Genomic DNA, 14180 nt, shown 5'->3' on the forward strand with positions numbered 1-14180 from the left:
CCAAATGTGAAATTGTGTTCCCGTTTTAGAATCGACATGGTAGCCGACCGATAAGATATTCTCCTACACCTTTTCAAGGATAGGTTTAATTTCCTGCCGAATGAAAATCAGTCTGAATCTGATGAGCATTTCCAAGTATTGGAAAATCAGTAGCATTGCCATCTATTTTCATCAGAGATTCTGGTTTTGATAACACACGAACCTCGGAACAACGTGCTTTATAAACTTCTTGTTCCACTTGGGGAAAATAACCGTTCACTGATTCGAGAACATGGATAAAACTATTCCAGCTATGGCGTTCTTGTAAAAGTTCCCGACTATACCGCCATGTATTCTCCAGCAATATCTTATCTGAAGTTATATTTTTGATTTTTATTATATTTTTTTCTAAAACATCATTATCAATAAGTAATGCATCCGGATGGATTAATTCCCCGATACCGCCCACATCATAAGAGATAACCGGCAGACCGTTGGATATTGCCTCAATTAATACATTAGGCAGTCCGTCATATTGTGAGGTATAAAGAAAAGCAGCATATTGCTGTTTGCCTGCGATTTCCGAAAACGAATTGTATTTTCCGAAATATTTTACATTTTTCAAAGTTTGGAGCTGTTCTAATTCTTTTCGGCAGACACGTTCAGACTCTCCGTAAACGTGGAACTCCAATTCAGGCATGGCTTTGGCAATTTGATACAGCAGCTCCGGGCGTTTTTGCTTGGCAATCCGGCTGGCCCACAGAACCGGTGCCGATTTTCCTGCAGCGGCATAAGGTTTCAGGTTGCCTAAAAAAGGAAAGTAGACCGTTTTCATTAACCCGTCCAAACCCGTTAACTGACTTTGCTCATCGGGGTACCAGCGGGTGTCGCAGAACACACTTTCTATAAAATGAAAAGTCTCGGGCAAATAGCGTGCATAGCCAAAATAAATACCAGGCTCGTATTCGTCTTCGCAAAAAACACTGGCAAAAAGTTTTTTATCCATAGATTTTAACTGGAGGCCATATTTTTTATAAACATCCCAACCGAGAGCGGAATTAATATTGTGTATGGTTTGCGCAGGAGTCTGAAGAAGCAGGCGGACCAACAATTCTGCCGACTTGTGCGGGCTGAGCTTCTCTGAAAATCCTGAAAAATTCAAATGGATTGCAGATGCAGGAAGCCTGTCAAGCCAAGGGGATTCAGCATTTTCGGTAGTAACCAGCAGAATCTTCATACCTTTTTCATGCTGGGCATTAATATGGTGCAACAAACCCAAATCCGCGCCGCCGCGCTTAAGCCAAGGAGCCAGAAAAACCACATCAAAATCCAAATGTTTCAAATGACGCATAAGGAGACCGTAAGCTTCACCGTAGCTGTTATGCTCCAGATTAGGAGAAGGTTGATAGCTGTGCTGGGAAAGCTGGTTGAGGAAATCTTTGCTCGGTTGCAGTGCCGGCTCAATGACACCCAGCGCTTTCAGCTCCCCCATCAAAAAAGAATTAAAAGGATGACTATGATCGGCTGTATTGTGTTTGGGCGGTTTCGGCCACCATTCTCTGCGTTCGATCTTTCCTCCGGCACGCAACAGCCGCTGTTTCAGGCGGCTTTTTGGAAAAGCTTTGACCAATGGTTTGAAAATGATTTTCCAAACAGCCCGAACAATGGATTTAACCATAGATTTAACAGGATTTTTTTTCATTTGTTATTTCTTTTCCCAACAATTTCAATCAGTCCCTTTCCATTACAGGCTCAGCTGTGAAAAAAAGCCAGACGGAGGAATAAGGGAGTTATATTGTATATGCTCCTGCAGCATGGAATTATCGCGACGGCGGTAAAACAGATAAGTTTGCAGAACAGGGACTATTTCTATTCCTGCTGCAATACAACGTAGATTGAAATCCCAATCTTCGAAAGCAAACTTCGTTTGCCTGCCGATTTTTTCATTGTATGGAAATTGCTTGAAAATATCTGTTTGCGAAAATACAGAAGATACCCAATAATGGCTATTCATCATTTGTGCCTGCGGAATTTTCCTAGAAGGGAGAATAGCCTGTATCCCGATATGGCGCCCGAAGCTCAATACATGCCCGGGCATACACAATATAGGGGAACCGCTTTGGATTGACTGGCGGAGTGCCGCACTAACCCAATTTGAACTGAAAAAATCATCACCATCTAAAAAACCTACATACTCGGTACGAGTGTGGTCAATTCCAATATTGCGCGACGCACTCAAAGAACCGTTCGACGATTCAATAACTTGATCTTTACTGCTTCCATATCTGCTCAGATAATTTTTCACCGTTTGAGAAGTAAAAGCATTGGCACAGTCCAATATACAGATTAAATCGATACGGTTTCCATATTTCGCAGAGTAATTCCTAATCCGTTGAAATCCCAACAGGCTTTTATGTGCATAGACATCTTCACCATGAAAAGTCATGATTATTGTTGCAGGAGGCAGAGATATATGCGGATTTTTCATATCATATTTTCTCGTTTTACAAGTATGTTATTCATAACCATTGGGATTCTTGCACAGCCAGTTCCATGAATCTTTTATCATTTCTTGCAAATTATATTTGGCCTTCCAACCTATCTGCTGAAAAGTAAAAGTTGGATCTGCATAGCAGCATGCAATATCTCCCAAACGCCGCGGTTTGATTTGGTAAGGAATATTTATCCCGGATATTTTTTCAAATGACTGAACAATATCCAATACAGAATAACCAACTCCAGTACCTAAATTATAAATATGCACTCCAGATTCTTTATTTTTTATCTGCATTGCTTTCAGATGCCCCTCAGCCAAGTCCATCACATGAATATAATCACGTATACCAGTGCCATCGGGTGTGGGGTAGTCATTGCCAAAAACGGAAAGACAGTCGAGCTTTCCTGATGCGACTTGGCAAATAAAAGGAAGTAAATTATTTGGCGTTCCTTTCGGGTATTCACCTATCAAACCACTTTTATGTGCCCCTATCGGATTAAAATAGCGCAAAATAATTACACTCCAGCGCGAATCCGAATTCTGCAGGTCGGATAAAATCCTTTCTGCCATATATTTTGAAGTGCCGTAAGGGTTTGTTGTTCCTCCTACAGGCATATTTTCTGTATAGGGAACACGATCAGCGTTACCGTACACTGTAGCTGATGAGCTGAAAACAATATTGAATATTCCGGCTTTTGCCATTTCCTCTGCTAAAACCAACGTAGAATTTACGTTATTATCATAATATTTAATGGGATGTTGTGTACTTTCTCCAACTGCTTTTAACCCGGCAAAGTGCATTACGGTGTGTATATCATGGGTGTTAAAAATTTTTTGTAGCAACTTTCTATCTCTAACATCACCTTGATAAAAGGGTACGGATTTTCCACAAATTTCTTCAATTTTTAATAATACTTTCGGATTGGAATTGCAGAGATTGTCAATTATTACCACCTCATACCCTGATTGAATTAACGTTATTACAGTATGCGAGCCTATAAATCCGGCCCCTCCAGTAACCAGTATTCCCATATTTGAGCTCCCTTCTTTAAATTAAATTCCTAATAAATTTAAATATTTAGATCGCAATCCCAGCACCCGAACCAATATGTGCAACTTGTTATAACCTACAGTTGAAAATACAGTTTCAGTTATTGCCATTTAAAACAGCTTATTAGCTTATATAATTGATTTTTTTGATTTTTCTGTTTTTTTGTATCAATATTACAGATTAAATCATAATAGCCCAAACCATGTTTGACAAAAATTTCACTATGCTTCAAATACACTTTCTGCCAACTCTGTCTGACAGCCATACCGTGTTTAGTAAGGCTGTCAGTTAATGATGAACTGTTTTGCCGTTTTCGGTAACGGAACAATATCTTCGGGATACGGACTGCTTCCCCTCCTCTGCTCAATATCCGTATCCAAAGATCCCAATCTTCATGTGTTTTAAGGCTTTCGTCAAAACCTCCCACATTTTTAAAATCTTCAGAACTATGCATGGCTACTGCCGGAATATGGTTTCCTTTAAGAAGCATTGCCAACCCTTCATAGGCCGGTAAATTCCATGTACCTGTTTGTACCCCAAACACTTCGCCTAGAGAATAAACCAACTTGTACTCCGCTTTTTTTTCTAAAACGGCTACGCTTTTTTGAATATAGTCGGGCAGGATTTGGTCGTCGGCGTCGAGAAACAGAAAATATTCGCCTTTGGCCAAGCGGGCTGCATGGTTGCGGGCGGCGGCAACACCTTGGTTGCTTTGCGATGCAAAGCGGATGGCGGGTTTGTTTTGCAGCAGTTCTGCCAGAAAAGCGGCAGAAGCAGGAAGCGAACCGTCGTCGATAATGATGATTTCGATATTTGGGTAGCTTTGCCGCTCTACTGAAGCGATGGTTTCGGCAATATATTGTTCGCAGTTGTAATAAGGGATCATTACGGAAACCAGAGGTTTTTTCGCATCATTCATTTTGATTATTCCTGATTTTCGGTTTTCGTTCAGACGGCCTGTTACTGAGGCCGCCTGAAAAACTATGAATGGTTTTTGGGCATTTTCTGCAAAGCCGCATAATAGCCTTCTTTGGCCATTAATTCTTGGTGGCTGCCCTGCTCGACGATATGGCCGCCGTCCATCACGATGATGCGGTCGGCCTGCTCGACGGTGCTTAACCGGTGGGCGACGATAATGCTGGTGCGGCCGTGCATCAGGCGCTCTAAGGCTTGCTGGACGAGGCGTTCGGATTCGTTGTCGAGCGCGCTGGTGGCTTCGTCGAGCAGCAGTATCGGGGCATTTTTCAAAATGGCGCGGGCGATGGATACGCGCTGGCGCTGGCCGCCTGAAAGCTGGCTGCCGTTGGCGCCGACGGGTTGGTGCAGGCCGTGGGGCGAATGTTCGACCAGGTCTTTCAAATTGGCGGCTTCGAGGGCGGCAGCCACTTCTTCTTCTGTGGCTTCGGGGCGGCTGTAGCGCACGTTTTCCAGCAGGGTGCCGTCAAACAGGAACACGTCTTGCGACACGAGGGCGAACTGGCTGCGCAGGTTTTCCAGTTTGACATCGGCAATATTCACGCCGTCGAGGTAGACAGCGCCTGCGGCGGGCTCGACAAAGCGCGGCAAAAGGTTGACGGCGGTGGTTTTGCCGCTGCCGGAGCGGCCGACTAGGGCCACGCGTTCGCCGGGGCGGATGTCGAGGTTGAAATCGGCCAAGGCTTTATGACCGTCTTCACTGTAGCGCACGTCGACGTGTTCGAATTTCAGACGGCCTGAAACGTTTTGCAGGGTTTGCGTGCCGTTGTCTTTTTCGGGCTGTTCGTCAAGAAACCCGCATACCGCATCAGAGGCGAGAAACATAGTCTGCATGGGAATGCTGATGTTGGCAAGGTTTTTAATCGGGGTGAGCATTTGCAGCATGGCAACGATAAAGGCCATAAATTCGCCGATGGTGGTGTAGCCTTGCTGGCTCTGCCACAGTGCGATAAAAATCACCACCGCCAGCGCAAAAGAAGCGATAAGCTCGCTGAACGGCGAGCGGGCGGCGGAAGCCTGGGTGATTTTTTTGCCCAAACGCACGATGGTGTTGTTGATTTCGGCGAAACGGCCCGCTGCCTGCTGCTGGCCGCCGAAGAGTTTGACCACGCGGTGCCCCTGATGGGTTTCGTTAACCACGTTGTTGAGCGTGCCTATGCTTTGCTGTGCGCTGGAGATGATGCCTTTGAGGCGGTTTCGGTAGTAGCGCGACAGCAGCGACAGCAGGGGAAACATCAGGGCGACCACGAGGCTGAGCTGCCAGTTGAGATAAAGCAGCACGCACACCAGCCCGATAACGATCATGGTATCGCGGGTCAATATGATAAACACGTTGCTGGCGTTGCTGATGGAGGCTTCGGCCATCTGCACCATGTTCATCAGCACGGTGCCGGAAGGTGTTTTCTGATGGTAATCCGAAGATAGCGTGAGCATGTGTTTGAACATGTCGCGGCGCACATGGCTGATGGCCATTACCGAAACCCAGGTCATCAGATAAGTGCTGGCAAAACGGCACACGCCGCGTATCATTACCAACACGATGAAAAACAGCGGCACCGCCCACACTTTTTCGGGCTTACCCCAAATCATATAGGTAAACTGGTCTTTCCAGTTTTTCAAAACGGCAACAATGCCTTCGGCAGTGTCCGGCTCGGGCGGTGCCGAAGGCGGGGCGAAGCCTTGGTTGACCAAAGGCGCGATAAAGGCGGCCAGATAGCTTTCGGTGGCGGCCACGCCGAAAATGGCGAGCAGTGCCCAGACAATACGGGCTTTATACGGGCGAACATAATCCAGCAGGCGCATAAAGCTTTGGGTGTCTTCTTTGCTGAACAGGCCGAAGGTAAGTTTTTCTATCATGGGTTTGGCGGTTGTCGGATTGGTTTTTCAGACGGCCTCAAACGCCGCACAGACAGTGGGGCCGTCTGAAAAGCAGGGCTTAGGCCGCTTGGTTTTTTATCAGCGGATAGCCCAGTTTCTCGCGGCTTTCCACAAACTTCTGCGCCACGGCGCGGCTTAAGGCGCGGATACGGCCGATATAGGCGGCGCGTTCGGTTACCGAAATCGCACCGCGCGCATCCAGCAGGTTGAAGGTGTGGCCTGCCTTGAGCACCAATTCGTAGGCGGGCAGCGCAAGGCTCTCGTCTTCCACCTCGAGCAGGCGTTTGGCCTGGGCTTCGTAGTCGTTAAACTGGCGCAGCAGCCATTCGGCATCACTGTATTCAAAGTTATAGGCTGACTGCTCCACTTCGTTTTGGTGGTACACATCGCCGTAGGTAACGGTTTGGCCGTCGGGCGTGCGGTTCCATACCAAGTCATACACGTTTTCCACGCCTTGCAGATACATGGCCAAGCGTTCGATGCCGTAGGTGATTTCGCCCAACACCGGCGAGCAGTCGATACCGCCTACCTGCTGGAAATAGGTGAACTGGGTAACTTCCATGCCGTTGAGCCACACTTCCCAACCCAAACCCCATGCGCCGAGGGTGGGGTTTTCCCAGTCGTCTTCCACAAAGCGGATATCGTGTACTTTGGGGTCGATGCCCAGCTCTCGCAGCGAATCCAGATATAAATCCTGAATATCTGCCGGCGCCGGCTTCAAGGCCACCTGAAATTGGTAATAGTGCTGCAGGCGGTTGGGGTTGTCGCCGTAGCGGCCGTCTTTGGGGCGGCGGGAAGGCTGTACATAAGCGGCGAACCACGGCTCGGGGCCGAGCGCGCGCAGGCAGGTGGCCGGGTGGCTGGTGCCCGCGCCCACTTCCATGTCGAACGGTTGGATCAGGGTGCAGCCTTTGTCTGCCCAGAAGGTTTGCAGTTTGAAAATGATTTGTTGGAAGGTGAGCATGATGGTTGCCGGAGTTCAGATAATCAAGAAAAGCCTGCATTTTACTGTTTCGGCGGGGTTTTGGATAGGCTTTCGGCTCCCTCAAAGAAAAACAAGATTTGGAAACGGCATCGGAGTGTAGGAAATCGTCGGGTTGTTTACACTTTTTATGCGAAACAGCTTTTATTTTCTGTCTGAACGATTGCTTTAGGATTTTTGGGTATTATCAAGAACCATGCGGCTTTGCTGTACCTTTCGGCATTCTTGACAACACCCAAAAATCCCAAAATAGGTCTTCAAGCAGAAAAGGAAAAGTGTAAACAACGCTAAGATTTCTTAACGCCACACATATTTGATACATGCACAATGCCAACACTCAATATAACTTGAAAACGTTACCAATACTGCACAACCATTCAATTAATTGAAGTAAATCGTATAAACAGGCGAAAGGCCTCCTGAAAAAATACCTTTAACGGACGGCCTTTCACTCAGAACGATATCCAGTACCTGATACCGTGTGATCTAGAGTTGTTGCTTTCGTTTTTTGATTAGATCAGCTGGCCTAACAACTTTATTTACCAACATTATAGAAATTATAACAATAATTGCTCCAACAATCATTGAAATTCGAATGGGTTCATCTAAAAATATTTTTCCAACTATCATCGCAGCCAATGGGCTTAAAAATGTTACAGTTAATGTGCGTGTTGGTCCTATATCACTAATTAGCTTAAAATAAATTAAATATGCTATTGCGCTGCAAATTAAAGATAATGCAATAAGTTGTAGAAAATTAATTACCGTGAAGGGGCCAGAAGGTGCATCCATAAGCAAAAAAGGAGAAATAACGATACTAGCCCCTAATTGACTACACGCAGCTAATGCTAATGGTTTAATATGTTTTGCTTTTTTCTTAATATACACACCAGATAATGCATAACATGATGCCGCTCCTAAGCAAATGAATATACTTAATATTACATTATAATTTACTCCTATATTTATCATTCCAGTATAACTAACCAGCCCAACACCCAACATTCCTAAAAAAAGACCAAAAATTCTATCTGCTGATAAATGTTCTTCTAACTAAATCGCAGAAAACAAGGCACCAAATAACGGAGAACTAGCATTAATAATCGCAAGATATGCAGCAGGTAGATGTAAAGCTGAAAAGGAATAAAATAAAAATGGTAATCCTGAATTTACAATTCCTATTCCAAAGTACAACTTCCAGTTTTGTTTCCATTGCAAATCAAATTTTATAAGAATAGCATATATAACAAGTGATATGCCAGCTAAAAATAATCTGAAATCAGCCGTGCCAATAACCCCTAAAACAGGGGCTAATGTTCTTGTAAAAATAAAAGAAGAACCTGAAATTATCGATAAAAATATCAAAATTATCCAGTGTATTAGCTTCATAATCACCTCTAATAATAACCATAATAAAAATGCAATATACTAATCATGTTTAGTTGCAATAATAACACCACACGACCAAATCAATGAACAGATTTTTAAACTATTCCTAAATTTGAGATCTTTTATCAAATTTCTCACTTTTATTGCATGACCCTCGGGCCAGTTTTTTTGAGGCAACATGTCATCAATTACATATACTCCTCCTGGAGCTAGCAAGCCTAGTGCCAAATCCAAGGATTGATATTTTCCTGCCCACGTATCAGCAAATATTAAATCGTAACGACTAGATTTTTCAGTTTCACTAATTAAAAAATCATTACCATCCGAATGAACAATAGTTATTCGCGGATCATCGCCTAAATATTTCCGAGCAACAGCTAACCATTTTTGTTCATTATCAACAGTTGTTAGATGACCACTTATATTGAGCCCATCTATAATCCAAGAACTTGCAAGGCCAGTTCCTGTACCCAGTTCAAGGCAGCGGCCGTTTGGTTTGATGGCAGCCAGCATACGAAGTAAAGCATTCACATTAATCTCACTAGGCATATCAAAATCTAATTTTTTAGATTCTAATAGTATTTCATTAAATTTTTTCGGCAGTTGATTAATATTTAAATGTTCCATACAAATAACCTAAAACAAATGATAAATGAAGTAATAAATATAACAAAACATTTTAATTCTAATAAATAATCATATTTATATACAAAAATGACTCCTAGGAACATCTCTACTTTCTAATATAGAAAATGAGTGATTCAACATATTTTTTAACCCCCATAATTCCTGGTTAGCCATATTTTTTGCTAAAGGTGGAGACGAAAGATCATCAATCATTAGTTGCCTTTCAAAAAGAGAACATTGCCAATTTGAAGGATCCCCTCCTATAAATCCCGCCAAATGGTGCCAATCATGTACAGGTAAATCCCCCACTAAACAAGATATTCGTACAGGAGTATGAATAAAAATCATCCTAATATACCATTTAAACCATAGATAATAAGACGATATTACATTTAAATTCACTGTAATAGGACATCTTTCACCTATAAACCTTCCCCAAGAATAAAGAGCATAATTATTTTTACCTTCAGGTGCTTTCTCTGATGTTAACCAAGCATGCTCAGTAAGAAATTGTAATAATGCACTACATTGATAACCAAAGATAACAGGTAACCAAACCACTATTAAGACTGGCAATACTCCTAGCTTTAAAGGCAATCCAATAAATAAAAATACAACCCAAACAAATGTAATAATCTTCCACCATATTGTTCTCTCATTTCCTAATGAGGATTTCAGTCTAGTGAAAAAAAATGAAAAATGAAAGTTTAGAGAAAAAATAGTTTTCCATAATAACTTCCAAGAATTTTCAATAGAAATACCTGGCTTAAATCCCAGTGAAAACAGAAATGCTGCATCTGCATCTTCTATTGTTGTAAATCGATTCTTACTATGATGTCGTAAATGATCTCGTCTATACTCAACAGCACTTTGTACTAAAATAAAAGTACTAATAAATTCTAAAATTAAATCATTATATTTTGAATATCTAGGTAAAAAAGCTTTATGTACACAGTGATGGCCAATTACTACTTGTAATTTTCGCATTTGTCCTATAGCTACAAGCCAACAAATAGGGCACAAAATTCCAAGAACCCAATACCAATAACTAGTACCAAATAAGAATACTAAAAAAGGTAATAAGAAGCTAAAAAACAAATATAATACGGTTGTGAATAGATATATCGATGGGCTTATAACATTAAACCTCTTACCTTCTAGGGCTTTTCCTGTTATTCTTGTTAAAATAGGTTGTAGCCAATTTGGTAAAACCAACATAGACTCACGAACACCTTTTTCATAATAAGATTTGATCATAATTATTTACTCATTCATTAATTACAATATCTAAAAACAGTAACACCGATACTACGCCTACTTGGAACTACCACAGCAATAATATCATTTTTCTTTAAATTTTTACCTACAATAATTTCAGACAAATTAATTAATCCATCTGAAGCCATACAGTGCCCTAATTTATATTGTGTATAAATCTGTTGATGTGGAATTTTTAGAATCTTAGCAACTCGAGCATTAAATATTGTACTCATATTATGAGTGATTATATAGGTATTACTACTATGCAAATCTATAAACAGTAAATTATCTAAAAACTTCCTGGCAGCACTCAACAACTCATCAAGATTACTATCTAAATCCATAGGATTAAAATCCAAAGGTACTTCAGATTTAATATGTCGAATCATACTATCTAACATTTGAAACGGCCCTTCATTTTTACTGATTAAGCAGGCTGTAGCTGCATCACTATGCAAATATGCATTATTACCTACAACTCGTGCGAGATGAGCATCCTCTATATCATCAGCAATAATAACCAAAATATTTTCAGCTAGTGACGAATTAATCATCGCTTGTGCTGTTCTCAAAATAGGGGTCAGATCTCCACAATTTTGGAACCCAATAAATTGAATATAAGAATGATACAATCCTAAGTTTGATATCAAATCATGACCAATATCTCTTTTAAAATCCAATAAATTAATAGAATTTGATCCAAAAAGGACAACATCAATATCCATCAAATCAATTTGATTTTTCTTTAGACATTTATTCGCAGCACTAAGTGCAAGATGAAGAATATCCTGATTATTTTTACAATAATGGCTAGATCCTTTTGCAAGCAATTGCAATGTTGAGTATCGATCTAACCCTAGATCAGATATATGATGTATAGAACCTAAAGTATGAGTAATATCCAGCAAATAAGCCAAATTAAATTCCTTTTAACTCAATAGATTGAATCCAAGATTCAGAACTTGAATAAGTTTTATTTCCAGAAGAAAAAATTTTTTTTAATCTATATGACATTAAATTAGAAAGAGTTGGATCAATAGAAACATTAAATTTTTCTCCTTCAATCAATAAATTATCTACTGTTTTAACTCCTAAAGCAGTTGATGTTATGAAAATTTCTTTTAGGGACCTTGTTAAAATAGCATTTTTAATCTCTTCAATAAAAACATCTCGTTCTTCCATTTCTAATCCAGTATTACTTTGGATAAGTTCAATAACACTTTGTCTAGTAACTCCTGATAAAATTGTATCTCTAAGCTTAGGCGTAATTATTTTATTGTTTATACGAAAAAAAATATTCATTGTGCTTGCCTCTTCAATCATACCATCATGAATAGAAGATAACCAAAGCACAGCATCCGCCCCCTGTTTTTGAGCTTGTTCTGTAGCTAAAAATTGATGAGCATAATTAGCTCCAGTTTTTGCAAACCCTAATCCCCCAGGAGTTGCACGATGAAAATGATTTATGACAGAAAGTGTAAATTCTTTTGGTTTAAATTCACGGATAGGAGCTGCTAAAACATAAAATAAATATTCTTTGCTTATGATTGGTAACATATGGCTATCCAAACCAATTAATACAGGACGTATATACATCCATTTGCTTGGAAATGGATTATTCCAATTTTCTAACTCTGAACAAACTTGATAAACAGATTTAATAAAAATATCAAATGAAGGGAAATTTAGACATAATCGCTGAGCAGATTTTTGAAATCGTCTATAATTTAATGATAAACGAAATAAATTTACTTTTGAACCTATACGATATGCTTTCATCCCTTCAAAAATACTTGCACCAAATTGCAATGCCATAGCACCCGGATTAAGTTGAAGTTCATGAAAATCATATAATGAAGGTATATCCCATATATTATTACTAGATCTTGCAACAGATATCTTAGGAGCCCACCCTTCAAACAAATTTTCTGAAGGCAGATTATCTTTCAATAATTTTATATCCTCAAATTTAGTCAATTTTACTTCCTCCTATCAATGATTTAATCATCTTCTTTCTATCATTTTTTCCATTTTCCGTAACAGGAATACTCTCATGAAAATAATAACGCCTAGGCAACATATATCTTGGTAATATCTGTGAAAGATAATATCTAAGATCAGATTCTACTGAACCTGAAATCAATGATTTACCTTGATCATTCAAAACTAATGCTGCACATAAAATTTCATTTTCCTCTTCAACTATCGTAAAAACACAGCAGTTTGATATATACTTAAAAGAATTAATATGTTTTTCGATTTCTTCTATTTCAATACGGTTTCCATTAATTTTTACCTGATTATCTAATCTTCCTACAAAATAAAAACATCCATTTTTATCAAAAAAACAATTATCTCCAGTTTTGAAAACTTTATTTAAATCCATAGGTTGATTTGGATCATTTATAAGTCTTTTGGATGTTTCTTCAGGCAATTTCCAATATCCACTGAACAATGGCAATCCCCTAATTACAAGCTCTCCTATCCGATCAGATTCATATATTCTATTATTATTTTCATCCCATAACATCATTTCTATAGCACTATGCCCTTTACCAACAGGGGCGTGAGATATTTCATTAGATAAAAAATAATTAGTATCTAAAATTTCAAATGTGCAGGCAATACTCTCTGATTGTCCATATATATTATAAAAAACTATTTCTGGTAATTTTTCATAGATTTTTCTCATATTGGCAACAGGAAAATGTTCACCTGCAAAAATTATTTGCTTTAGTGTTACAAATTGACTTATTTTTTCATAACACACTTTAAGTATTAATTTCCATACAGTTGGGACACTACTTAAATGAGTAATTTCCCACTTTACTAATAAATCAATTAATTTTTCAGGTCGTTTTAACAATAATTTATTAGGTAAATATAAAGTTGTCCCCGTACTTAAACATAAACCGATATCCAATAATGAAAAATCAAATTGCAATGGAGACAAACTTGCATATCTAGATCTAAGAGGAATTTTAATATGATCAATTAATCCTTTGAAAAAAGAAACTACTGCAACATGACTCATCACAATACCTTTAGGTTTTCCAGTTGTTCCTGACGTAAATATAATCCATACAGCATCAGTTTCTAATGATTTTTTTTCAGCTGGGATCATAATACTAGGATTTTTTTGAATATGTATACAGAATCTATTGAATATTGGCTCAATACAGTTTTCATTTAAATGTTGATTCAGCACATGATTATCTTCAAATAAGATTAACACAGGATCTAACTCTTCAATAATACTATGATATCTGGATTGAGGAGTTTCAGGAGAAATAACTGTAAATATTGATCCTACAATTGATGATGCCAATAAAAAACAAATACTATAGAAACTTGAGTCTGCAACAATAACTATTCTATCACCAGTTTTAATACCCATATCTTTTAACCAAATGGCACATTGATATGAACTATGTTTTAATGTATTATAAGTATAACTTCCATAAGGATCTATAATTGCATATGAGTCATTACTTCTTTTATTAAATTTTTCATTAAGCCATAAATCATGAAGAAATTCCATA

13 protein-coding genes are annotated in these 14180 nt (G+C 39.4%); all 13 read right to left on the reverse strand.

What is annotated here, in order from left to right:
• Positions 1 to 85 precede the first annotated feature (85 nt).
• The gene (locus tag Q3970_RS04875; protein ID WP_303099483.1) at positions 86 to 1681 is read right to left on the reverse strand and encodes a glycosyltransferase family 4 protein; all 1596 of its coding nucleotides are present in this window, start codon (positions 1679 to 1681) and stop codon (positions 86 to 88) included.
• 42 nt (positions 1682 to 1723) lie between these two features.
• Positions 1724 to 2467 carry a glycosyltransferase family A protein gene (locus tag Q3970_RS04880; protein WP_303099484.1) on the reverse strand — a complete coding sequence of 248 codons (744 nt, stop codon included), beginning with the start codon at positions 2465 to 2467 and terminating at the stop codon, positions 1724 to 1726.
• Between the two features lie 27 nt (positions 2468 to 2494).
• Complete coding sequence (galE, locus tag Q3970_RS04885) at positions 2495 to 3508, reverse strand: UDP-glucose 4-epimerase GalE (protein ID WP_303099485.1); 1014 nt, start codon at positions 3506 to 3508, stop codon at positions 2495 to 2497.
• Positions 3509 to 3627: 119 nt separating this feature from the next.
• Positions 3628 to 4446 (reverse strand): glycosyltransferase family A protein, encoded by an 819-nt coding sequence (locus tag Q3970_RS04890; protein ID WP_303099486.1) that lies wholly within the window; start codon positions 4444 to 4446, stop codon positions 3628 to 3630.
• A 62-nt stretch (positions 4447 to 4508) separates the two neighbouring features.
• Complete coding sequence (msbA, locus tag Q3970_RS04895; RefSeq protein WP_303099487.1) at positions 4509 to 6359, reverse strand: lipid A export permease/ATP-binding protein MsbA; 1851 nt, start codon at positions 6357 to 6359, stop codon at positions 4509 to 4511.
• Between the two features lie 79 nt (positions 6360 to 6438).
• Complete coding sequence (gene glyQ, locus Q3970_RS04900; protein ID WP_303099488.1) at positions 6439 to 7344, reverse strand: glycine--tRNA ligase subunit alpha; 906 nt, start codon at positions 7342 to 7344, stop codon at positions 6439 to 6441.
• Positions 7345 to 7848: 504 nt separating this feature from the next.
• The gene (locus Q3970_RS04905) at positions 7849 to 8367 is read right to left on the reverse strand and encodes a DMT family transporter (RefSeq protein WP_303099489.1); all 519 of its coding nucleotides are present in this window, start codon (positions 8365 to 8367) and stop codon (positions 7849 to 7851) included.
• A 48-nt stretch (positions 8368 to 8415) separates the two neighbouring features.
• Positions 8416 to 8751 (reverse strand): EamA family transporter, encoded by a 336-nt coding sequence (locus Q3970_RS04910; protein WP_303099490.1) that lies wholly within the window; start codon positions 8749 to 8751, stop codon positions 8416 to 8418.
• A 39-nt stretch (positions 8752 to 8790) separates the two neighbouring features.
• Positions 8791 to 9378: an O-methyltransferase gene (locus Q3970_RS04915; RefSeq protein ID WP_303099491.1), complete on the reverse strand. Its 588-nt coding sequence runs from the start codon at positions 9376 to 9378 to the stop codon at positions 8791 to 8793.
• A 75-nt stretch (positions 9379 to 9453) separates the two neighbouring features.
• A complete protein-coding gene (locus Q3970_RS04920; RefSeq protein WP_303099492.1) occupies positions 9454 to 10635 on the reverse strand; it encodes a fatty acid desaturase in 1182 nt (393 codons plus the stop codon).
• Positions 10636 to 10652: 17 nt separating this feature from the next.
• A complete protein-coding gene (locus Q3970_RS04925; protein ID WP_303099493.1) occupies positions 10653 to 11555 on the reverse strand; it encodes a hypothetical protein in 903 nt (300 codons plus the stop codon).
• Between the two features lies 1 nt (position 11556).
• The gene (locus tag Q3970_RS04930; protein WP_303099494.1) at positions 11557 to 12615 is read right to left on the reverse strand and encodes an aminotransferase class IV; all 1059 of its coding nucleotides are present in this window, start codon (positions 12613 to 12615) and stop codon (positions 11557 to 11559) included.
• Positions 12608 to 14179, reverse strand: coding sequence for an AMP-binding protein (locus Q3970_RS04935; RefSeq protein WP_303099495.1), 1572 nt, complete (start codon positions 14177 to 14179; stop codon positions 12608 to 12610). The genes Q3970_RS04930 and Q3970_RS04935 overlap by 8 nt, the downstream gene beginning before the upstream one ends.
• Position 14180 lies beyond the last annotated feature (1 nt).

The sequence above is a fragment of the Neisseria sp. genome (genome assembly GCF_030530745.1).
In the GTDB taxonomy this organism is placed as follows: domain Bacteria; phylum Pseudomonadota; class Gammaproteobacteria; order Burkholderiales; family Neisseriaceae; genus Neisseria.

What these genes read in the sequence shown, in the direction of transcription:
- Q3970_RS04875 (WP_303099483.1), bottom strand. Translation starts at nt 1,681, where the DNA reads ATGAAAAAAAATCCTGTTAAATCTATGGTTAAATCCATTGTTCGGGCT.
- Q3970_RS04880 (WP_303099484.1), bottom strand. Translation starts at nt 2,467, where the DNA reads ATGAAAAATCCGCATATATCTCTGCCTCCTGCAACAATAATCATGACT.
- galE (WP_303099485.1), bottom strand. Translation starts at nt 3,508, where the DNA reads ATGGGAATACTGGTTACTGGAGGGGCCGGATTTATAGGCTCGCATACT.
- Q3970_RS04890 (WP_303099486.1), bottom strand. Translation starts at nt 4,446, where the DNA reads ATGAATGATGCGAAAAAACCTCTGGTTTCCGTAATGATCCCTTATTAC.
- msbA (WP_303099487.1), bottom strand. Translation starts at nt 6,359, where the DNA reads ATGATAGAAAAACTTACCTTCGGCCTGTTCAGCAAAGAAGACACCCAA.
- glyQ (WP_303099488.1), bottom strand. Translation starts at nt 7,344, where the DNA reads ATGCTCACCTTCCAACAAATCATTTTCAAACTGCAAACCTTCTGGGCA.
- Q3970_RS04905 (WP_303099489.1), bottom strand. Translation starts at nt 8,367, where the DNA reads ATGTTGGGTGTTGGGCTGGTTAGTTATACTGGAATGATAAATATAGGA.
- Q3970_RS04910 (WP_303099490.1), bottom strand. Translation starts at nt 8,751, where the DNA reads ATGAAGCTAATACACTGGATAATTTTGATATTTTTATCGATAATTTCA.
- Q3970_RS04915 (WP_303099491.1), bottom strand. Translation starts at nt 9,378, where the DNA reads ATGGAACATTTAAATATTAATCAACTGCCGAAAAAATTTAATGAAATA.
- Q3970_RS04920 (WP_303099492.1), bottom strand. Translation starts at nt 10,635, where the DNA reads ATGATCAAATCTTATTATGAAAAAGGTGTTCGTGAGTCTATGTTGGTT.
- Q3970_RS04935 (WP_303099495.1), bottom strand. Translation starts at nt 14,179, where the DNA reads ATGGAATTTCTTCATGATTTATGGCTTAATGAAAAATTTAATAAAAGA.